A 20,325-nucleotide genomic window follows, 5' to 3' on the forward strand; every position below is an offset into this window, starting at 1 on the left:
GCTTGCCTCCGTTTTTTTTGTTCATTTCTTTTTCTGCGGCTTCAACAGTTCGCGGTGGAATCTCATTTCAGCACGTTGGATATCGTATATTTTTTTTGCCGGCAGGATCTTCTTGAATTTCCGTACATATTCCAGATCCAGCTGGTCGGCCGTAATCCGTGACTGGATGACAGCCTCTACGATGTCATTATACTCCTTGTCGCTCAGGTTAGCTTCTTTCCCTTTGCGGATTTTCCGCCAGGCCTCTTTGTTGCATTGGCTTTTCTTGTCCTGTAGTTCGAAGTAGAGCGGGAAAAACTGTTTGGCTTCCTGACTGGTCAGATTCGCTTTTTCTGTCAGAAAAGCTTCCTGACGCGCCCTGAATTCCTCTCTGCTCAGTTTCTTTTGCGCGTATAGGCTGACCGATGCACACAGAAGCAATATCAGGATATACGCCTGTTTCTTTATTGGTTTCATACATGAATGTTAATTATAGATAGACGGTGTCGCATCTGTCAGGTATTGATAGAGTTCATAATCGTCCATCATGGTTTGGTTTACGATAGGGTCAAGCACTTCATCCGGCAGTTCGGATATGTTTTCAGCCTGTGGTACCGAGGGGTCCTGTACCGACGGTTTCCGGTCTGTAATGACACGTACGGTGAACATCAGTCCTACAAACATGGCAGCCATGTAGATCCATGGCTTTACACGGTTCCACATAGAGATATGAGGAGTTTCCGGAACTTCTTTTTCAGGAAGACGTTCCATCAGGTTGTCAGCAAAACCGGAGAAATATCCTTCGGGTACCCGATACGGATTTTTCTTTCCGTATTTCTTTAATAATTCGTTTTCTTCCTTCATATTCGTTATCCTCCTTTGTTGTACTCTTTAGATATTTATTTGTGTAAAAGGTTTAATCGTTTGTCTTTAAAAAATCCTGGATTTTTTTTACTGCGTGGTGGTATGAAGCTTTCAGGGCTCCTACACTTGTACCCAGAATTTCAGACATGTCCTCATATTTCATTTCCTGAAAATATTTCAGGTTGAATACCATACGTTGTTTTTCGGGCAAAGTCTGTATTGCCTTTTCAAACAGCAGCTGCGTTTCGTCTCCGTCAAAATAGGGGTCACTTTCCAGTTTGTTTACCATGTTGGTCTCTGCGTCTTCAAGTGACATCTGGTTCTGCGCCCGTTGTTTGTTCAGGAAGTTGAGACATTCGTTCAAGGCTATCCGGTACAGCCATGTTGACATTTTTGCGTCACCACGGAAATATTCCAGATTACTCCATGCCTTGATGAAAGTATTCTGCAGCAGATCGTTTGCGTCTTCGTGCGACAACACCATCCGCCTGATCTGCCAATACAGCTGTTCGCTGTATTCCTTGACCACTTCACCGAAAGCTTTCCTTTGCAGTGAAGGGTCTTGCAGTTGTTCTATTATCTCTTCTTCATTATATTTGCTCATGGTCAGATTCCTGTTCGTTGTGTTAGATGCCTGTACTTTTGGGGGGTTAACTTCATTAGCCTTCTTTAACAGACGGCTGAATTGTAAGTTGCAGATTTTCTTGTGCCAGGACCGTATTCGGGAAGATGGCCCGGGCTTCTTCCAGCAGTTGGTCTTCGTTGTCGTACCGTGCCGAAAAATGTCCGATTACCAGTTTCTTTACCTTTGCGTCTCTTGCTATGCAGGCTGCCTGGCGGGCTGTAGTATGTAATGTCTGTCTGGCACGGGTCAGTTCCGTCTCGGCAAATGTAGCTTCGTGGAACAACAGGTCCACCCCTTCTATCTGTTCGGTTATCCGGGGCAGGTAGACGGTATCCGAGCAATAGGCGTAGGAACGTGGTGGGTCTGAAGGAGTGGTGAGCCGTGAGTTCGGTATCACTTCTCCTTCCTCCGTAACGAAATCCTCGCCGTTCTTGATGCGGTTGAGCAGGCAGACTGGTACTTTATAGAAATCGGTCATGTCTCTCTTGATATGGTTCGGGGTCGGTTTTTCACAGAACAGAAAACCGCAGGTCGGCACCCGGTGGCGCAAAGGAATGGTTTCTACGCTGACGGAACGGTCGTCATAGATAATGGCCTTTTCGCTAGGATTGATAGGGTGGAATATCACTTTATAAGACATGCCCTGGCAGAAGAAGTCAATCTGTGGGGTAAGGAGACGTTCGAGTTCAGGATGACAATGGATATGCAGGTCGGCCGTGCGTTCCAGCATGCCGAATGTAGAGATCAGTCCTATCAGGCCGAAGCAATGGTCGCCGTGAAGGTGAGAGATGAAGATATGGTTCAACCGGCTGAATTTTAACCGTGAACGTCTCAGCTGTACCTGTGTACCTTCGCCGCAGTCTATCATAAACAGCTTCTCCCGTATGTTTACTACTTGCGATGTAGCCTGATGTCGGGTTGTAGGCAGAGCCGAACCGCATCCTAGTATGTTGACTTCGAACTTTTCCATGTGTACAAACTTACGGAAAATATCTGGAATATCCGCCGAATTGCAGCAGATTAACGCAACAGGATTTGATAATTAGGGAGTTAGAAGAAAAACGCAGAAGTTGGGCAGACAATTGAAAACCGTCTTAAAGCAGATTAAAGCAAAAGAACGGTTTCCTAATCATTACCCGATGAAAGTGCAGATTTAACAGTCCTTGTTTCATTTTGCGGCGTTCTGCGCAGCTTTGCTTATCAATAGGTAACTCGTTGATTTATAGTTTTGCAACCAAAAAGAAACGAGTATGGCAAGAAGCACATTCAAGGTGCTGTTCTACGTGAACGGCAGTAAGGAAAAGAACGGAATTGTCCCCATCATGGGACGGGTTACAATTAATGGTACGGTAGCACAGTTCAGCTGCAAGCGGACTATCCCGAAAGAGCTTTGGGATGCCAAAGGGAACAAGGCAAAGGGCAAGAGTCTGGAAGCGAGGGAGACTAATCTTGCACTTGACAACATCAAGGCTCAAATCATCAAGCATTACCAGCGTATATCCGACCGTGAAGCGTATGTAACGGCAGAAATGGTTCGCAATGCCTATCAGGGATTGGGCGGTGAGTATGAAACATTGCTCAGTGCTTTCGACAAGGAAAATGAAGTGTTCAAGAAGCGTGTCGGAAAAGACAGGGTCAGGGCTACCTATATGGCAAGGATGCGGGCAAGAAACCATGTGGCAGCATTCATCAGGTCACATTACAAGCGGAACGACATCTCCATGCCTGAACTTACGCCCGACTTCATCAAGGAGTTCGCCGTGTTCCTTTCCAACGAAGCCGGACTGCACAACGGTTCGATATGGGAAAACTGCATGTGGCTGAAAGGTGTGGTGATGCGGGCACATTTCAACGGACATATACCGAGAAATCCGTTTGCCCAGTTCCATATAAGCCCGAACACGAAAGAGCGTGAATATCTGACGGAGAATGAGCTGAAAACATTGATGGAATTTCAGTTCAAAGACCCCAAGAACTCCTATCTCCGTGATATTTTTGTTTTCGCCAGTTTTACCGCCCTCTCATTCGTGGATATAAAGGAATTAAGCAACAACCAGATTGTGGAAGTGAACGGTGAGAAATGGATTATTTCCAAACGACACAAGACGGGTGTACCGTTTCAGGTGAAGCTGCTGGATATTCCCTTGCAGATAATCGAGCGTTACAAGGCTTTTCAGGAAAACAATCTTGTATTCCCCAATCTCAACTATTGGTCAATATGCAAGCGTATGGGAAAGATGATAAAGGAATGCGGCATCACCAAGAAAATCAGCTTTCATTGCTCAAGACATATCATTTCTTTTTACTCATTGAAAACAAGAAACTTACAAAGATTATCAGCTTAACAGGTAACGATATGGAAACCAGCGGGCTTCTATATTCTACAATGTTCTGCACTAATCAAAAGAACGCTTCTCTCATTTGCAAAAGTAGTGTTTTTATCCCTTATTACCAAAGTTATTCCTCTGAAAAATAGAGAAAATTTAGCGTTACGTATAAAGCACTTCCAAAACATTCTCTGCCAAAGCTGAATCATAAATACGTATGGCATTGTTTTCATCTGTGTTGTAACCAAGATAGTTAATATTGCCATACCATATCAGGGATTTGTCAATGATTGCAACGTCAATAGCCAATGTGTCATTAATCCTAATACTTGCTCCTATGCCTTTTAGCTTTTCCTCTTTTTCCAAATTACTTTTGATAAAAGCGACAACTTCCACACCCCGCGCCGATAGTTCTTTTAGCATCTCAAGTACGGAAGAGTGCTTGGCAAACCAAAGTTTTGTAGCGGAAATGACAACCGAACGCTTTGCCTGGTGTAAATCCTTGAAAAATTCACTTTGGTATGTATGTCCATTAAAAATAACGCTTTGACTTTCGTTGAACAAGTCTATTGGCGCGTTTGACTTAATCTGATAACCGACAGATGCATATCCTCTCAATCTACGCTTGTACATCACATCACACATCGGCACGCGAATGTCGATGTAATCGTAAATCTGAACTTCTTTCTTACCCGGATATTCCCGATGCAGCCGTCCGGAATATTGCGCGATGATACCTTTCCATGAGACAGGCAATGCCAAGAACAAGGTGTCCAACCGGGGATAGTCGAAACCCTCACCCACATATTTCCCGGTTGCTACTATAACAAGCGGTTCCGATAGTGGCATGTTTTGCAAGTATTCCATTTTCTGACGCTTCTCCTTTGCCGATTCGGAACCGACAAGAGTAACCACATGTTTACAGTGTGGTATTAACGCGTTTGCCAATGTTTTGACATGGGCGGTAAGGTTGGTCAGTACAATTGGTGAACGTCCTTCTTTCAGAGCCACGCATACATCCTCTATTATAAGTCCGTTCCTATTTTCATCTTCAGCCATTTTCTGAACCATCCGGGCATAAGTGGACTTATCATCCGTCAACTCCCTATAAGAAGTAAAGCGATGAACAAGCAGACGTGTGAATGTCTGGGATGCCATTTGAGCTTTTGCGTCTGCCGAATAACGGATTGGGCCGCATTGCATGAAGATGATAGGCTGATGTCCGTCCTTGCGGATTGAGGTGGCTGTCAATCCATAGACATAGCGAGCGTTGGCATACTTCAGTATCCGTTCAAAATTTACCGCTGACACATGATGGCATTCGTCCACAATCAACATTCCGTAATCCCGGACAAAAGGTTTTACCCCACTGTCTTCCAAGCAGGATTGCATCAAGGCTATGTCTATTTTTCCATGCAGTGAATTTCCATTGGAATCCAATGTTCCGAATGGCGAAAAGACTTTCCTACGACCACGTTTCTTAAGAAGGGCATCTTCCGTAAAGTCTATTTGCAGGAATTCTTCCAAGCGGGATTTCCATTGGGCCAGCAAGGCTTTTGTGTGTACAAGTATCAACGTGTTTACTTGCCGCTCAGCAATCAAACCGATCGCCGTAACCGTCTTGCCAAATGCGGTGGTGGCATTCAATACTCCGTTGTTATGGGCAGTCAAGTTGGTTATGGCCGCTTTCTGTTCTTCACGAAGCTTGCCTTTAAACTCTACAGTTATATTCTTCCCTTGGTAGGTCTTGTCTTCTATACGATAAGTTACTTGGTTATCTTCCAAAAGTGTAACGACCGCATCTTCACATCCACGAGGCATTGCAATGTAATCGTCTTCCATATCGGCACAAGAGATGATGCGAGGAATATTGTAAGTGGACAATCGCATACCTTGTCTGGCATAAAACTCCGGATTTTTGAATGACGCGGTTCGTTTTAGGTGGTTCACGACCTTTGCAGAAAATCCCTGTAAGGGGATATACAGCATATTGGAGCGTATGAGGACGGGATTGGCAGGGAAATCATTTTGAGTAATCTTTTGAGGCACAGGTGTCTCCCAAGGTTTCGACTCGCTGGTAGTAGACAACTCGCCCAATTCCGAAGCCGTTTCATGTTTTGCCAATATTGCGTCAACCGCCACTTCGGATATCCGTTTTATTTCAAGCAAATAATTCCATTGGTCTTCGTATGCCATGAAGTTTTCGTCCACAAACACGCTGTTCCCTTCCTTGCGGGCTTTGCCTTGCAGTGGCAACGCCACCAAATTGCCGAATCCTCCATCAGGCAACCTGTCCTGATTAGGAAAGAAACGGTCGTATGATTTGAAGTCCATCCTTCCGTATCTTTCTGTCGCTTCCGTCAATATCGTATTTCCAAGCCTTCGTGCCTTGGATGCAGGCAACGGCTGTTCAAAGAACATCCAAACATGTGCGCCGTTCCCGGAACGGGAGCGTTCAATGGAGCAAGGAACATTCCAATCCTTGCAGACCCCGACATACGCCAACACATCTTTCTTGTATCCATGTTCGCATGACTTGTCATCAAAATCCGCGCACAGGAAGTTACACGTATTGTCGGCAAGAATGGCATAGGCACCGATTACATCCTGCCCGTCCGAACTCTTCCCTTCAAGATGTCGATAGATATCCTCATACTCCAAGGGCTTGAAAGCCCTGTTGGGGCATTCCGTACATTTATATCTTTTCTTGTCACACAATTGCCTATCCCATTCGTTCCGACATACAGGCTGGTAGCCGGATTTTCCGCTTGTCCGGCTGTACCATCTCCGCGCGAATACATCCTCACGTCCTTTGAAGAGATTGCGGAACACATCCACTTTTTCTTCCAAAGACAAATGTCGCTTTATAATGGGTTGTGTCAAGTGAGTACCTTTGCTGCAGAGCAAAGACTGTAGTCTGTCTACCTCCTTATGAAGAAGCTCATTTTCCATAAGAAGTTTGTTGTATGCCGCCAACAGTTCTTGGTATGTAAGCTGTTTTCCCATATCATTCAAAGCAACGGTGTCATATATAAAGGTAGGTACACAATGCCATCTTCTGTTTTCACATCCTTGTCGTGAAGCACGTAGGGTGTGGATAACTGGGAGCCATACTTGGCTATGCACTTTCTCAATGAATTCAGTGTGTAACGTTGCCCGGACTTCACCTCTATGGGGGAAATATTATGCCTGCTGGTCGTTACAGGTTTGGCTATCAGGAAATCAATCTCCATGCGGTCATCTGCCGATGTCCGTGAACTGTTGCTGAAGAAATAAAGTTTGTGTCCTGCCGCACGAAGCATCTGCGCTACGATGTTCTCCACCAGCATACCTTCGTTCACTTCCAGCTTGTCAAACATCAGCTTCCGATAAAGGTCTGCACTTACTATTCCCCGCTCGTCGAAAGCATGGCTGATGAGCAGTCCGGTATCGCCCATGTAGCATTTCAGCGTGGTGCGTTCTTCATTCAGTTTCAGCCCGATACTAGGCTCCGTTGAGTTATAACAGCAGTTAATGATTTTGGCGTCACTTAACCAAAAGAAAGCCTGCGAATAGTCACGCATACGGGCTTCGCTCTGCAAGGCGGACAAAACAAACTTCTTTTCATGTTTCTGCAACTGTCCCGGTATTTCCTCAAAAATAGCGGCAACTTTGGTTTCCTGATTGTCTGCATATTTGTGAATGTCATTGCGATAAAGAGCCAATATGTCACGCTTCACCTCATCTACCTTTTCAAAATCCCGCGTTTCCACATATTTGGCGACAGCCTGCGGCATACCCCCGACAATCAAGTATTGCCGGAAATAATCCATTGCCCGGCGGTGGAAAGCCTCCATAGGAAGACGTTTGTCAAACCGCATCTGTATGTAAGGCATCAGCATCTCGTCTCCCATAGCCCACAAAAATTCCTCAAAGTCCATCGGAAACATTTCGATGGCGTGTTCTTCGGAAGGCAGCATAATGTCCTTGACATTCTTCTTAATCGAAATCAGTGAACCCGTCTCAATGTAATCATAACGTCGGTCCGCCACCAAATGCTTGATGGCTGCACGGGCACGAGGACAAAACTGTACTTCATCGAATATGACTAAAGAACGGGCTTCTTCGTCTTTCGTTTGACGTGGAGTAAGCTTCCGCCTGAAGTAAAGCTCCAAATTCATGAAAAGCATGTCGAGGTCATCCAAATAAAGGTTGAAAAACTCCATCACTTGCGGATTTACCTTACTGAAATCCACCAAAATGTAAGACGCATATTCCTTACGTGCGAATTCTTCCACGATATAGCTTTTTCCTATACGTCTGGCTCCTTCTATCAGAAGGGCGGTATCACCTTTATGGTTCTTCTTCCATTCCAACAGTTTATCGTATATCTTTCTTCTCATAATTCACGCATTCATCTTTATTTTTACATTGACATTTCACATATTCAAGGTTATTGCGCTTGCAAAAATACACTTTTTCTTGGATTGTAAAGAACTTTAGGATGTTTTTATTCCAATCTGTAGTTTGACATTGGTATATCGCCACATTGAAAAGCGAATACATTGTGCCACCGATTTACATCATCCAAACTTTACCCCCTCTTTCCGAAACATACGAGAAAAAAAGAAGAAGCGGTATGCTTATCTTGTAAGTTGGAAACGTAGGAAATTTCGGACTTGGCACAAGAGATGGCATAATGGTTCTCACGCTATAGCGTGGGCTGCTATTATCATATCTGTGCCAAAGGTTTCCTACGACCTCCAACTTAGACGTGGTAGCATTGCAGTTCCACGCTCTTGCATTTTATAACCGCCTGTAAAGGGACTGACAGGCATTGAATAGTAAACATATATGGAACAACAATTTAGCCAAAGTTGCGGTATGCCCTTGACAGATGAGAACAGAGGAACAAATGTCGATGGAAGCCGTAGTGAAGATTATTGCGTCTATTGCTACAAAAATGGTGAGTTTACCCAAGAGTTTACAATGACCCAAATGATAGAGTTTTGCCTGCAATTCTTTGACCAATGGAATGTGCAGGCTGAATATAAGCTGACTCCCATACAAGCAAAAGAACAAATGCTCCAATACTTTCCACACCTGAAACGGTGGAAGGAAAAGGATGAACGGACACTGGCGGAAAAAGCAACGCATTTGCTTTCCCAATGCGAGAACGTGACCATCGTTTCCATTGACGCCAACGGTTATCCCCGCCCCGTGCAGATGTCCAAGATAGGTGCAAGAGGTTTCCACGAGGTTTGGATGGCGACAAGTGCAGATTCCGTGAAAGTGAATGATTTTAGGACGAACAACAAGGCGGGTCTTTGCTACGATTACTATGGGGATGGCGTTGCCCTGCGTGGTACGGTAGAAGTAGTCACTAACGAGACTATCCGCAAGGAAATGTGGAAAGACTGGCTCATTCATCATTTTTGTGGTGGACCAAGTGGCCCAAATTATGTACTTCTACACTTTATTGGCAAGGAAGCAACCTTTTGGATTAACGGCGAATTTTCTCACTCTAACATCTGATATTAGACAATGATTAAAGAAATAGTCACAGATAGGCTTATACTGCGACCTTGGCAAGAATCCGATGCTAAGGCTTTATATAAATACGCTCAAGACCCTGCAATCGGGCCTATTGCGGGCTGGCCACCCCATACTTCCGTGGAAGATAGTCTGAACATCATCCGTACTGTCTTTGCTGCTCCCGAAACTTACGCAGTAGTCTTGAAAGAAACAGATGAACCGGTCGGGAGCATAGGCATCATGTTCGGGGATGGTCTGCACAGTGCCGAAATGCAGGAGAATGAGGCAGAGATAGGTTATTGGATAGGCAAGCCGTATTGGGGACAGGGTTTAATACCTGAAGCCGTGCGCCGTCTGATTAAACGATGCTTTGAGGATTTGGGAATAACTGCCGTCTGGTGCGGCTACTATGACGACAACACAAAATCTCGCCGGGTGATGGAGAAGTGTGGTTTCCGTTTCCATCATACGGAAGAGGGCAAGACTTCTCCTCTTGGGGATATTCGCACGGAACATTTTATGCGAATGACGAAGGAGGAATGGGAATCTGCTCAACATTTATCTATACGTTCGTTGGCAGAACAAGACATTCCAGAAATGCGGGAATTGTTCCGCGCCACTGTTCTTACTATCAATTCCAAGGACTACACGAAGGAGGAAGTAGAAGACTGGGCTTCGTGCGGTGACAGCATAAAACATTGGAAAGAGCTGCTTGCAAAGAACAATTATATCGGTGCGCTTGACGGACAAGGTAGAATCGTAGGTCTTTCCTCTATGAATGCTAACGGCTATCTGCACTCCATGTTTGTCCACAAGGACTGGCAAGGAAAAGGTGTGGCAACCTTGCTGCTTTCGGAAGTAGAAAAGATAGCTCATGAATACGGAGTGTCCAAAATTACTGCCGAAGTCAGCATCACCGCACGTTCTTTTTTTGATAAACGAGGTTATACAGTGGTACGAGAACAGAAAGCAAGAGCTAAAAAGCTGTATCTGACAAACTATGTAATGGAAAAGGCATTAAATGTTATCGAATAATATGGGAAACTCTGATTGGTTCAAAGGATTTGAGAAAGGAATTGCTAAACTTACAGCAGAACAAAGAGAACAATTCTTTTCGGAATGCGGAAAGAATTGTGTGAATGGCGGTACGCTTTCCGTTTATAGAAAACTCTATGAGGACGCAAAAGGTGACTTGGATGTTTTCTTTCAAATGGCAAATGATTTACCGGGAGTAAAAGGAGAGGTGGTAGAGAAAGGGCGTATATATCATCTTATTTTCTTAGCGTGTACTTGCGATTTGTGCAAGAAAGGTTATATCACTACACCTTTACTCTGTGAATGTTCCCGTCAGAGTGTCATTTATTCTATGCAAAGCCTTTGGAGAGAACAGAAATTTAATGTCATGCTCTGCCATTCCATTTTGCAAGGTAAAAGGGACTGTAAGATAAGGATTGAAGTGATATAGGGCACATCCATCTTATTAATTGAATAAAACAATGTAAGCAGGCAAAAAGAAAAATAAAGCCATTTTTCTTTTTGCCTGCTATATTTCACTATATTTGCATCCGTAAGAGTTACCCGAACAGGCAAAGCGATGCAGACCACGGCAATTGGGATAGTTGCCAACTCATTACCTAAAAACGAGGTAATTCTTCTAACTCTCTTGATTTCAGATGGGTATATTCCTTATACAGATTTACGGAAAATCTCCGGAATAACCTTGCAAAAAAGGAAAAATGAAGTCCCAATTCATTGCCCTTAATTATGCTTTCCAATTTGTATTTAATAAAATGCTGCATTGTTATTACGTGAGTCGGGATATTTTTCTGAAGATTTGGTATCTTTGTATAAAATGGAATAGATGTATGAAAGTTTTACTTATTAATGGAAGCCCCCATAAGGAGGGAAACGCCTTCATTGCTCTGTCGGAGGTGGCGAAAGCATTGAACGGAAATGGTATAGAGACAGAGATTGTATCCATCGGAGTAAAAGCCGTGCAAGGCTGCATCGCTTGTGGACGCTGTGTGGAGTTAGGCCGTTGCGTGTTTAATGATGATTTATATAATATGGTCAGAGAAAAGTTGGAGACTGCCGATGGAATTGTAGTGGGATCTCCTGTCTATTATGCTGGTCCTAACGGTTCGCTTTGTGCGTTGCTCGACCGTCTGTTCTATTCTGCCGGGGACTTGCTTGCTTATAAGCCAGCGGCGTGTGTTGCAGTATGTCGTCGTGGGGGAGCCAGTGCTACGTTCGATCGTCTGAATAAATATTTTACCATCAATAATATGCCGGTGGTGTCATCACAATATTGGAATAGTGTCCATGGGCGTCTTCCAGGTGAAGCTGTCAAAGATATAGAAGGTTTGCAGACGATGCGTACGTTGGGCCGTAATATGGCATGGATGCTGAAGAATCTGAAACAGGGTGGGGAGCCGATTCCGGAGCAGGAGCCATGGACGCCTACTCACTTTATCCGTGACTGATTATGAACGGGGTATTTGAATCATACAGGAAAATAAATCCTCACAAAAAAGATGAAGGTCTTTTGGGAAAATGCCAAGTCCTTTATCTGTAAAGTTCAAGTTCCATGGGAGAAAACTTCAAGGTCTTTGAATGGAAACATCAAGTCTTTGGAGATAAAAGGCCAGGTTCTTGTCATAGTACGGTTTTATCCGGAAAGGATACGGTCAAAAAGAAAGAAAGGCTGTCCCAAACTCAGTTTGGGACAGCCTTCACTATTTCTAGAGGGCCTTAGATTATTTCTTACCTTCCAACTGTTCTTTCAAAGCAGCCAGAGCGTCGATGTCACCCAAAGTAGTAGAAGCTGCCTGATTCTGGATCATCGGAGTTTCTTCCTTCTTAGATGCCTTCTTTGCTTTCTTTTCTGCTTTTTCTTCTGCCTTGGCAGCATCTTCGAAAATACGGCTGTGAGACAAGATGATACGTTTAGCGTCCTTATTGAATTCAATTACCTTGAACGGCAACTTTTCATCCAACTGAGCCTGTGTTCCATCTTCCTTAACCAGGTGTTTAGGAGTAGCGAAGCCTTCAACACCGTAAGGCAATGCAACTACTGCACCTTTATCCAGCATTTCGATGATAGTACCTTCGTGGATAGAACCTACTGTAAATACAGTTTCGAATACATCCCATGGGTTTTCTTCCAACTGCTTGTGGCCTAAGCTCAGACGACGGTTTTCCTTGTCTATTTCCAGAACAACTACATCGATGTCGGCACCGATTTGAGTGAATTCTGACGGGTGTTTGATCTTCTTTGTCCATGACAGGTCAGAGATGTGGATCAGACCGTCAACACCTTCTTCGATTTCTACGAATACACCGAAGTTTGTGAAGTTACGTACTTTAGCTACGTGCTTGGAACCTACAGGATATTTTTCTTCGATTGATTCCCATGGATCTGGTTTCAACTGTTTGATACCCAAAGACATCTTACGTTCTTCGCGGTCCAGAGTCAGGATTACGGCTTCTACTTCGTCACCGACTTTCATGAAGTCCTGTGCTGAACGCAGGTGCTGTGACCAAGACATTTCTGATACGTGGATCAGACCTTCAACACCCGGAGCGATTTCGATGAATGCACCGTAGTCGGCCATAACCACTACTTTACCCTTAACATGGTCGCCAACCTTCAAGTTAGGATCGAGGCTGTCCCATGGGTGCGGAGTCAATTGCTTCAGACCCAAAGCGATACGTTTCTTTTCGTCATCGAAGTCAAGGATAACTACGTTCAGTTTCTGATCCAACTGAACAACTTCACGAGGATCGCTTACACGGCCCCAAGACAAGTCTGTGATGTGGATCAGACCGTCTACGCCACCCAGGTCGATGAATACACCGTAAGATGTGATATTTTTAACAGTACCTTCAAGTACCTGTCCTTTTTCAAGCTTGCTGATGATTTCTTTCTTCTGCTGTTCCAGTTCGGCTTCGATAAGAGCCTTGTGAGAAACAACAACGTTCTTGAATTCCTGGTTGATCTTTACAACCTTGAATTCCATAGTCTTGCCTACGAATACATCGTAGTCACGGATAGGTTTAACATCGATCTGAGAACCCGGCAGGAATGCTTCGATACCGAATACGTCAACGATCATACCGCCCTTAGTACGGCACTTGATGTAACCTTTGATAATTTCTTCGTTTTCAAGAGCTGCGTTTACACGGTCCCAAGAACGGGTAGCGCGAGCTTTCTTGTGAGACAAGATCAACTGACCTTTCTTGTCTTCCTGGTTTTCGATGTATACTTCTACTGTATCACCTACTTTCAGGTCTGGATTGTAACGGAATTCGCTCAACGGAATGATACCGTCTGACTTGTAACCGATGTTTACTACTACTTCGCGTTTGTTCATTGCGATTACAGTACCGTCTACAACCTCACGGTCATTGATCTTGTTCAAAGTACTGTCATAAGCCTTCTCCAAGTCTTCTTTGCTGACATTGGTTACTGCGTCACCGTTTTCATAAGCGTCCCAGTTGAAATCTTCAATAGGAGCGATGTTCTTTAAGTTTTCCATTAATTAATAATAAGTTGTTAAATAACTAATTGTGTTAGACTTTATATTGTTTATCTAAATTCGCGCGCAAAGGTACGACAAATAATTGGAACATAAAACATTTCCTGCAAAAATTCATGAAGACGACTTGATAAAAAATATTAATCTTCCAGTGAATAGTTTACGGTCGTTACCACGCGTACCTTCTTGATGTAGGGGGTATTGGCGTCTCTGTCGGTGATTGAAAACTGTCCTTGGCTTGCGCTCTTTATCTTGCCCAGTTCGCTTTCCGAGTCTTTGGCGAACTTTTCGGCTGCTTCGCGTGCATTTTTTGTGGCTTCTTCAATCATCTGCGGTTTGATCTTGTTCAGCCCGGTATATTCATATTGTACATTGTAGCGGTAGTCTCCTCCGGTAACGGCTATGCCTTTCTGGAGCAGTTCGCCCTGTTCGGCAATCAGTCCTCTCACCAGGTCTACCTTGTCGGATGTAACCGTGATGACCGCCGTTACGTTATAACGGAAAGTGGAGTTGTTGTTGCTGTAGCGTTCGGCTTCCAGGTCGATGATTTCGGGAGCGTTTACACTGATTTCCTTTTCATCGATTCCTTTTGCCTTCAGGAACTGGATGATGGTCTGGTTCTTGGCTTTGATGTCACTGTACAGGGCGGTGAGGTCGTTGCCCAGGCTTTTGTAGACGAGCGGCCAGGTAACTTTGTCGGCCGGGACCTCCATTTCGGCAAGTCCTTTCACGTTGACGTTACGGTCTCTGTCTGCGAATTCCTTGAATCCTCGTTGGATAAATACTCCCAGCAAAATGATGCCGATAGTCAGGATAACGGCTTCTGTTCTGAAATTTCTCATGATAATTGGTTTTAGAGTTAATGATGGTCTTGTCTTATCTTATCGGTTGGCGTCAGTCGTTTGAAAAATGGTAGCGTGTAAGTTCGTCTATCGGTTTTTTGATGAAAAGTCCTACAGGAAGGTTATAGGCGTGTGCCGCCTCCATGATTTCATCTTTGAATATCCATGCTACAGAGCCAGCGAATGACACCGGCAATATTTCCGGATAAAGCAATACGTTCCTTTTAAAGAATTCCTTGAAACAGTCGGTAAGAAACCGGTGTACCGGTTCCATTTCCTTGTGACTATATATATAAGGTGTAATTCCGGCCAGGAATCTGTTGGCCTGCGGTTGTCTGTATACCCGATCTATGATGTCGGCCGGAGTCATTTTCAGGTTCTCTAGCAGTCCTTGTTTCAATACTTCGGGCAATTGTCCTTTCAGGCAGTCGCCGATGAAGCGTTTGCCCAGATAGGCGCCGCTTCCTTCATCGCCCAGGATGTAGCCTAACGGTGAAATGTTATGGGTAATCTTTTTCCCGTCGTACAGGCATGAATTCGAGCCGGTTCCGAGGATGCAGGCTATTCCTTTACGGTTCTTGCATAAGGCGCGTGCGGCTCCCAGCAGGTCGCTTTCGACCGATACGTCGGCAAAAGGAAAATTTTCTTCCAGAATGTGTCGGATGCCGTCCGTGTGGGTCGGTATGCAGCCTGCCCCATAAAAATGGATGGCCGTACATCTTCCGGATGCCGGTAGCTGGGGGATTAATCCTTTTTCTATGATTGTACGGATTGTCTCTTCCGGCTGGTGGACAGGGTTTATTCCCTCGGTCTGTATCAGTTTGCAGTCGTCTGTGCCGGAACCATAGCACCAGTCCGTCTTTGTGGAACCGCTGTCGGCTATCAGTATCATAAAGCTATTCGGATTTTTAAGGTTGGGGAATAAAATGAAAAAGGCGGAGCGGCGGGATTCCTAGTCTGGATATCCGTTGAATAATAATGTAGGATGTCAGGACCGGACTACCGTTGCTTCGCCTTATGGGGAGTTTTAGTGACAGTGTCCGCAGCCGCCTCCACAGCAGCCGCTTCCGTCATGGGCTTCTTCTTCACCGCATCCGCCGCCACATCCGCCGCAGCTGCCTCCACAGCATCCGCCGCTCATCTGGTTTACGATTTCCTGGATTTCCTGGTTGGTGGCCGGACGCATTTCAATGACCGAACCTTCGAAAATCAGGTCCTTGCCCGCATGCGGGTGGTTCAGGTCGAGGGTGACCTTTTCGTCTGTAATTTCGCCTACATTGGCGTAGAAATGGTGTCCTTCCGCATCGTTCAGCATGATAATGTTTCCAGGGAAGATATTGTCGCTGTCGAATTTCCCGTCCGCGTCACAGAACATAGTCTTGTTTACCTGGCGTACGTTGTCTTCGTCGCGTTCGCCATACGCTTCATTGCAGGGAATGGTGAAGTTGAAGCTGTCTCCTTTGCTTAAAGCGGTAATTTCCTTTTCGAATCGGTCCAATGTATATCCGATACCTGAAATGAACTGGAAAGGATGTGCTGCGGGAGCTTCCTCCAGAAGTTCTTTTTTGCCGTCAGCAATAGCATACAGCTTGTACGCTACAGTGATGTATTTATTTTCCATGTCTTGATAAAATAATTGTTTTTATTGATGTTTTAGCTTGCAAAGCTACGAAATAAAAATCGTATTTCCTTGTCCGGCAGATGAAAATGATATTAAAAAAGAACATTCCCTTGGTTTAAACTTCAGGTTATCATACTTTTTGACTGTTTTTGTTAGAGATTGTAATACCTTACGGTTAGTGGTAATCTGACGCTAAAACGGGTTGATGTATTATGAATAGTAATTTTAGACGAAAAAAAAGTTTCATTTTATTTGTTTGTTTGAAAAAAGCCTTTACCTTTGCACGAGAATTAAAAAAACGATAAAGAAACAAAATGGGATTTACAACTTACATATTAGTGAACCTGGCAGTCCTGTCTATTATTCACGTCGTGGTTATGTTACCAAGAGGTGAGAAAGGTTCATGTATGTAGCTGTACCATAAGGATATGTATTTAAGCCTTTCTCACCCAACCACTGAGAGAGGCTTTTTACTTAATGAAAGGAATTATGATGAAACACCAGTTACGCAGTTCAATGAGTACGGAAGGCCGCCGGATGGCAGGTGCCAGAGCTTTGTGGGTAGCCAACGGTATGAAAAGAGAGATGATGGGTAAGCCTATCATTGCTATTGTCAATTCGTTCACGCAGTTCGTTCCGGGACATACACATCTTCATGACATAGGCCAGTTGGTCAAGGCCGAAATCGAGAAACTGGGCTGTTATGCCGCCGAATTCAATACAATAGCCATCGATGACGGTATAGCGATGGGGCATGACGGTATGCTTTATTCACTGCCGTCACGTGACCTGATTGCAGACAGCGTGGAGTACATGGTCAATGCACATAAGGCTGATGCCATGATCTGCATTTCAAACTGTGACAAGATTACTCCGGGTATGCTGATGGCAGCCATGCGTCTGAATATTCCGGCGGTATTTGTTTCCGGCGGGCCGATGGAGGCACATAAACTGAACGGAGAGAATGCCGACCTGATTACCGCCATGATCAAAGGGGCCGACCCGACTGTAAGTGACGAAGAGATGGCCAAGATAGAAAGTTGTGCCTGTCCGGGATGCGGCAGTTGCTCCGGTATGTTTACCGCCAATTCCATGAACTCCCTGACTGAGGCTATCGGATTTTCATTGCCTGGGAACGGGACTATCCTTGCCACTCATACCAACCGTATCCAGCTTTTCAAGGATGCTGCCAAACTGATTGTCGAGAATGCGTTCAAATACTACAGAGACGGTGACGACAGCGTGCTGCCACGCAGCATAGCCACCCGTCAGGCTTTCCTTAACGCCATGACTCTGGATATCGCCATGGGTGGTTCTACCAATACGGTACTGCATCTGCTGGCTGTAGCGAATGAGGGTGGGGTGGATTTCAAGATGGCCGATATCGACCGTTTGAGCCGTCATGTACCCTGTCTTTGCAAACTGGCTCCGAATACACAGAAGTATTCCATCCAGGAATGTAACCGTGCGGGAGGTATCCTGAATATTCTGGGAGAACTGAACAAGGCTGGATTGCTGGATACTTCATGCAAGCGTGTGAACGGTCATACATTGGGTGAAGACATTGAAAAATACAGTATCTTGAAGGCTGAAATTGATCCGGAAGCTCAGCGTATCTATTCGAGTGCGCCGGGAGGGGTCTTCAGTACAAAGATGGGTTCCCAGAGCAAGACTTATGACACGCTGGACACCGACCGTGCCGAAGGATGTATACGTGACGTGGAACACGCTTACAGTAAAGACGGTGGCTTGGCTGTGCTTTTCGGGAATATAGCTCAGGACGGTTGCGTCGTGAAGACAGCCGGTGTAGATCCGAGTATCTGGAAGTTCTCCGGTCCGGCCAAGGTTTTCGATTCACAAGAAGCTGCCTGCGAAGGAATTCTGGGCGGTAAGGTTGTGAGTGGTGATGTGGTTGTCATTACCCACGAAGGTCCTAAGGGTGGTCCGGGTATGCAGGAAATGCTGTATCCTACCTCTTATATCAAATCAAGGCATCTGGGTAAGGAATGTGCGTTGATTACCGACGGACGTTTCAGTGGAGGTACCTCAGGCTTGAGTATCGGCCATATTTCACCGGAGGCAGCTGCCGGAGGTAACATAGGCAAGATTGTAGGCGGTGATATCATAGAAATAGATATCCCTAACCGCAGTATCAATGTGAAGTTGAGCGATGAGGAACTGGCTGCCCGTCCTATGGCACCGGTTACCCGTAACCGCCAGGTTTCGAAAGCCCTGAAGGCCTACGCCAGCATGGTAAGTTCGGCCGACAAGGGTGGGGTTAGAATTATTGACTAAAAAATGAAATGCTATGAGTAAGGAAAAAATATCAGGGTCTGAAGCGTTGATGAGGGCATTGGAAGCCGAAGGGGTCAAGACAATCTTCGGCTATCCGGGTGGAGCTATCATGCCGGTTTTCGATGCCTTGTATGATCATCTTGACAGACTGAATCATATTCTGGTACGCCATGAACAGGGAGCTGCCCATGCGGCACAAGGCTTTGCCCGTGTTTCGGGTGAAGTAGGTGTCTGCCTGGTAACCAGCGGCCCGGGTGCTACCAATACTATTACAGGTATAGCCGATGCCATGATTGACAGTACGCCGATTGTGGTGATTGCCGGCCAGGTAGGTGCCGGATTGTTGGGTACCGATGCTTTTCAGGAAGTGGATCTGGTGGGTATTACCCAGCCTATTTCAAAATGGAGCTATCAGATCCGTCGTGCCGATGATGTGGCATGGGCCGTTGCCCGCGCGTTCTATATAGCCCGTAGCGGACGTCCGGGACCGGTAGTGCTTGACTTTGCCAAGAACGCCCAGCAGGATCTGACAGAATTCGAACCTGTAAAGTTGGATTTTATCCGCAGTTATGACCCGGATCCTGAAACTGATCCGAAAGCGGTAGCCGAAGCAGTCACTTTAATTAATGAATCAAAAAGGCCATTGGTTCTTGTAGGGCAGGGAGTTGAGCTGGGTGGTGCCCAGGAAGAGTTGAAAGCTTTCGTTGAAAAAGCCGATATCCCTTGCGGATGTACCTTGCTGGGACTTTCGGCTTTACATTCCGATCATCCGTTAAACAAAGGTATGCTGGGTATGCATGGTAATTTGGGGCCGAATGTCAAGACAAATGAATGTGATGTGCTGATAGCCGTAGGTATGCGTTTTGATGACCGTGTGACCGGTAAACTGGATACATATGCCAAGCAGGCTAAAATCATCCATCTGGATGTGGATCCTTCTGAAATAAGCAAGAACGTCAAGGCTGATGTCCCTATCCTGGGTAACTGTAAACGTACGTTGAAGCTGCTTACTGAACTGATCCAAAGCCATAAACATACCGAATGGATAGAGAGTTTCAAACCATACGAGGAAAAAGAATTCAAGGAGGTTATCGAGAAGGAAGTCTATCCTACCGAAGGTCCTATCAACATGGGGGAAGCTGTACATGCCGTGAGTGAGGCTACTCATAATGAGGCTATCCTGGTGACCGATGTAGGTCAGAACCAGATGTTTGCCTGTCGTTATTTCAAGTATACAAAGAACCGTAGTGTGGTAACTTCCGGTGGTATGGGTACCATGGGATTCTGTCTGCCGGCAGCGATCGGTGCTACTTTTGGTGCTCCCGGCCGTACGGTTTGCGCATTCATGGGAGACGGAGGCCTGCAGATGACTATGCAGGAATTGGGAACCGTGATGGAACAGAAGGCGCCTGTAAAGATTATTCTGTTGAATAACAATTATCTGGGTAATGTACGCCAGTGGCAGGCCATGTTCTTCAATCATCGTTATTCATTTACTCCGATGATGAATCCGGACTACATGAAGATCGCTTCCGCTTATGAAATACCTTCGCGCCGGGTTATTGAACGTGCTGACCTGAATGATGCTATCCAGGAGATGTTGAATACAGACGGGCCGTTCCTGCTGGAAATATGTGTAGTGGAGGAAGGCAATGTCTTGCCGATGACTCCTCCGGGAAGTTCTGTAAATTACATGATGTTGAACTTGGATTGCTAATGA

Annotated in this window: 16 protein-coding genes and 2 pseudogenes; 8 read left to right on the forward strand and 10 right to left on the reverse strand. The window is 45.3% G+C overall.

The window, feature by feature from the left end:
- Nucleotides 1-21 precede the first annotated feature (21 nt).
- The 4 genes from BQ7489_RS15080 to BQ7489_RS15095 are packed head-to-tail and all read right to left on the reverse strand — an operon-like array spanning nucleotide 22 to nucleotide 2,438.
- Nucleotides 22-456: a hypothetical protein gene (locus tag BQ7489_RS15080; RefSeq protein ID WP_072531745.1), complete on the reverse strand. Its 435-nt coding sequence runs from the start codon at nucleotides 454-456 to the stop codon at nucleotides 22-24.
- Nucleotides 457-465: 9 nt separating this feature from the next.
- Nucleotides 466-843 (reverse strand): hypothetical protein, encoded by a 378-nt coding sequence (locus tag BQ7489_RS15085; RefSeq protein ID WP_072531746.1) that lies wholly within the window; start codon nucleotides 841-843, stop codon nucleotides 466-468.
- Nucleotides 844-895: 52 nt separating this feature from the next.
- Complete coding sequence (locus tag BQ7489_RS15090; RefSeq protein ID WP_072531747.1) at nucleotides 896-1,447, reverse strand: RNA polymerase sigma factor; 552 nt, start codon at nucleotides 1,445-1,447, stop codon at nucleotides 896-898.
- 55 nt (nucleotides 1,448-1,502) lie between these two features.
- Nucleotides 1,503-2,438 carry a ribonuclease Z gene (locus BQ7489_RS15095; RefSeq protein WP_072531748.1) on the reverse strand — a complete coding sequence of 312 codons (936 nt, stop codon included), beginning with the start codon at nucleotides 2,436-2,438 and terminating at the stop codon, nucleotides 1,503-1,505.
- A gap of 280 nt (nucleotides 2,439-2,718) precedes the next feature.
- Between BQ7489_RS15095 and BQ7489_RS15100 the strand changes: the two are divergent.
- Nucleotides 2,719-3,759: pseudogene (locus tag BQ7489_RS15100) on the forward strand (phage integrase SAM-like domain-containing protein); the annotation flags it as partial.
- A 198-nt stretch (nucleotides 3,760-3,957) separates the two neighbouring features.
- Here the strand turns inward: BQ7489_RS15100 and BQ7489_RS15105 are convergent.
- The gene (locus BQ7489_RS15105) at nucleotides 3,958-6,747 is read right to left on the reverse strand and encodes a TOTE conflict system archaeo-eukaryotic primase domain-containing protein (RefSeq protein ID WP_239496964.1); all 2,790 of its coding nucleotides are present in this window, start codon (nucleotides 6,745-6,747) and stop codon (nucleotides 3,958-3,960) included.
- Between the two features lie 59 nt (nucleotides 6,748-6,806).
- Nucleotides 6,807-8,177, reverse strand: a complete 1,371-nt coding sequence (locus BQ7489_RS15110) for an ATP-binding protein (RefSeq protein WP_072531751.1) — start codon at nucleotides 8,175-8,177, stop codon at nucleotides 6,807-6,809.
- Between the two features lie 451 nt (nucleotides 8,178-8,628).
- Here BQ7489_RS15110 and BQ7489_RS15115 point away from each other — a divergent pair, with 451 nt between their 5' ends.
- From BQ7489_RS15115 to BQ7489_RS15135, 5 genes and pseudogenes are all read left to right on the forward strand, one after another.
- Nucleotides 8,629-9,309, forward strand: a complete 681-nt coding sequence (locus tag BQ7489_RS15115; protein WP_072531752.1) for a zinc ribbon domain-containing protein — start codon at nucleotides 8,629-8,631, stop codon at nucleotides 9,307-9,309.
- 9 nt (nucleotides 9,310-9,318) lie between these two features.
- Nucleotides 9,319-9,855: pseudogene (locus BQ7489_RS17675) on the forward strand (GNAT family N-acetyltransferase); the annotation flags it as partial.
- Between the two features lie 51 nt (nucleotides 9,856-9,906).
- The gene (locus BQ7489_RS17680) at nucleotides 9,907-10,344 is read left to right on the forward strand and encodes a GNAT family N-acetyltransferase (protein WP_239496996.1); all 438 of its coding nucleotides are present in this window, start codon (nucleotides 9,907-9,909) and stop codon (nucleotides 10,342-10,344) included.
- Nucleotide 10,345: 1 nt separating this feature from the next.
- On the forward strand, nucleotides 10,346-10,774 hold the full coding sequence (locus BQ7489_RS15130) for a hypothetical protein (protein ID WP_072532226.1): 429 nt from the start codon (nucleotides 10,346-10,348) through the stop codon (nucleotides 10,772-10,774).
- 400 nt (nucleotides 10,775-11,174) lie between these two features.
- On the forward strand, nucleotides 11,175-11,792 hold the full coding sequence (locus BQ7489_RS15135) for a flavodoxin family protein (protein WP_072532227.1): 618 nt from the start codon (nucleotides 11,175-11,177) through the stop codon (nucleotides 11,790-11,792).
- A 273-nt stretch (nucleotides 11,793-12,065) separates the two neighbouring features.
- On the opposite strand, the gene rpsA is transcribed toward BQ7489_RS15135, so the two are convergent.
- The 4 genes from rpsA to BQ7489_RS15155 all read right to left on the reverse strand — a co-directional run bounded on the left by rpsA (nucleotide 12,066) and on the right by BQ7489_RS15155 (nucleotide 16,310).
- Nucleotides 12,066-13,847: a 30S ribosomal protein S1 gene (gene rpsA / locus BQ7489_RS15140; RefSeq protein WP_072531753.1), complete on the reverse strand. Its 1,782-nt coding sequence runs from the start codon at nucleotides 13,845-13,847 to the stop codon at nucleotides 12,066-12,068.
- A gap of 140 nt (nucleotides 13,848-13,987) precedes the next feature.
- Entirely contained in the window at nucleotides 13,988-14,689 is a 702-nt protein-coding gene (locus BQ7489_RS15145) for an SIMPL domain-containing protein (RefSeq protein WP_072531754.1), read from the reverse strand.
- 52 nt (nucleotides 14,690-14,741) lie between these two features.
- Nucleotides 14,742-15,581, reverse strand: a complete 840-nt coding sequence (locus BQ7489_RS15150) for an ATPase (protein WP_072531755.1) — start codon at nucleotides 15,579-15,581, stop codon at nucleotides 14,742-14,744.
- A 135-nt stretch (nucleotides 15,582-15,716) separates the two neighbouring features.
- Nucleotides 15,717-16,310, reverse strand: a complete 594-nt coding sequence (locus tag BQ7489_RS15155) for an FKBP-type peptidyl-prolyl cis-trans isomerase (RefSeq protein WP_072531756.1) — start codon at nucleotides 16,308-16,310, stop codon at nucleotides 15,717-15,719.
- 492 nt (nucleotides 16,311-16,802) lie between these two features.
- Here BQ7489_RS15155 and ilvD point away from each other — a divergent pair, with 492 nt between their 5' ends.
- Nucleotides 16,803-18,605, forward strand: a complete 1,803-nt coding sequence (gene ilvD / locus BQ7489_RS15160; protein WP_072532228.1) for a dihydroxy-acid dehydratase — start codon at nucleotides 16,803-16,805, stop codon at nucleotides 18,603-18,605.
- A 13-nt stretch (nucleotides 18,606-18,618) separates the two neighbouring features.
- Nucleotides 18,619-20,322, forward strand: coding sequence for a biosynthetic-type acetolactate synthase large subunit (ilvB, locus tag BQ7489_RS15165; protein ID WP_072531757.1), 1,704 nt, complete (start codon nucleotides 18,619-18,621; stop codon nucleotides 20,320-20,322).
- The last annotated feature ends 3 nt before the right edge of the window (nucleotides 20,323-20,325 follow it).

It is taken from the genome of Bacteroides ilei (assembly GCF_900128495.1).
In the GTDB taxonomy this organism is placed as follows: Bacteria; Bacteroidota; Bacteroidia; order Bacteroidales; family Bacteroidaceae; genus Phocaeicola; species Phocaeicola ilei.

Coding starts and splice junctions, on each gene's coding strand:
- BQ7489_RS15080 (WP_072531745.1), bottom strand. CDS start 456: ATGAAACCAATAAAGAAACAGGCGTATATCCTGATATTGCTTCTGTGT.
- BQ7489_RS15085 (WP_072531746.1), bottom strand. CDS start 843: ATGAAGGAAGAAAACGAATTATTAAAGAAATACGGAAAGAAAAATCCG.
- BQ7489_RS15090 (WP_072531747.1), bottom strand. CDS start 1,447: ATGAGCAAATATAATGAAGAAGAGATAATAGAACAACTGCAAGACCCT.
- BQ7489_RS15095 (WP_072531748.1), bottom strand. CDS start 2,438: ATGGAAAAGTTCGAAGTCAACATACTAGGATGCGGTTCGGCTCTGCCT.
- BQ7489_RS15105 (WP_239496964.1), bottom strand. CDS start 6,747: ATGGAAAATGAGCTTCTTCATAAGGAGGTAGACAGACTACAGTCTTTG.
- BQ7489_RS15110 (WP_072531751.1), bottom strand. CDS start 8,177: ATGAGAAGAAAGATATACGATAAACTGTTGGAATGGAAGAAGAACCAT.
- BQ7489_RS15115 (WP_072531752.1), top strand. CDS start 8,629: ATGGAACAACAATTTAGCCAAAGTTGCGGTATGCCCTTGACAGATGAG.
- BQ7489_RS17680 (WP_239496996.1), top strand. CDS start 9,907: ATGCGGGAATTGTTCCGCGCCACTGTTCTTACTATCAATTCCAAGGAC.
- BQ7489_RS15130 (WP_072532226.1), top strand. CDS start 10,346: ATGGGAAACTCTGATTGGTTCAAAGGATTTGAGAAAGGAATTGCTAAA.
- BQ7489_RS15135 (WP_072532227.1), top strand. CDS start 11,175: ATGAAAGTTTTACTTATTAATGGAAGCCCCCATAAGGAGGGAAACGCC.
- rpsA (WP_072531753.1), bottom strand. CDS start 13,847: ATGGAAAACTTAAAGAACATCGCTCCTATTGAAGATTTCAACTGGGAC.
- BQ7489_RS15145 (WP_072531754.1), bottom strand. CDS start 14,689: ATGAGAAATTTCAGAACAGAAGCCGTTATCCTGACTATCGGCATCATT.
- BQ7489_RS15150 (WP_072531755.1), bottom strand. CDS start 15,581: ATGATACTGATAGCCGACAGCGGTTCCACAAAGACGGACTGGTGCTAT.
- BQ7489_RS15155 (WP_072531756.1), bottom strand. CDS start 16,310: ATGGAAAATAAATACATCACTGTAGCGTACAAGCTGTATGCTATTGCT.
- ilvD (WP_072532228.1), top strand. CDS start 16,803: ATGAAACACCAGTTACGCAGTTCAATGAGTACGGAAGGCCGCCGGATG.
- ilvB (WP_072531757.1), top strand. CDS start 18,619: ATGAGTAAGGAAAAAATATCAGGGTCTGAAGCGTTGATGAGGGCATTG.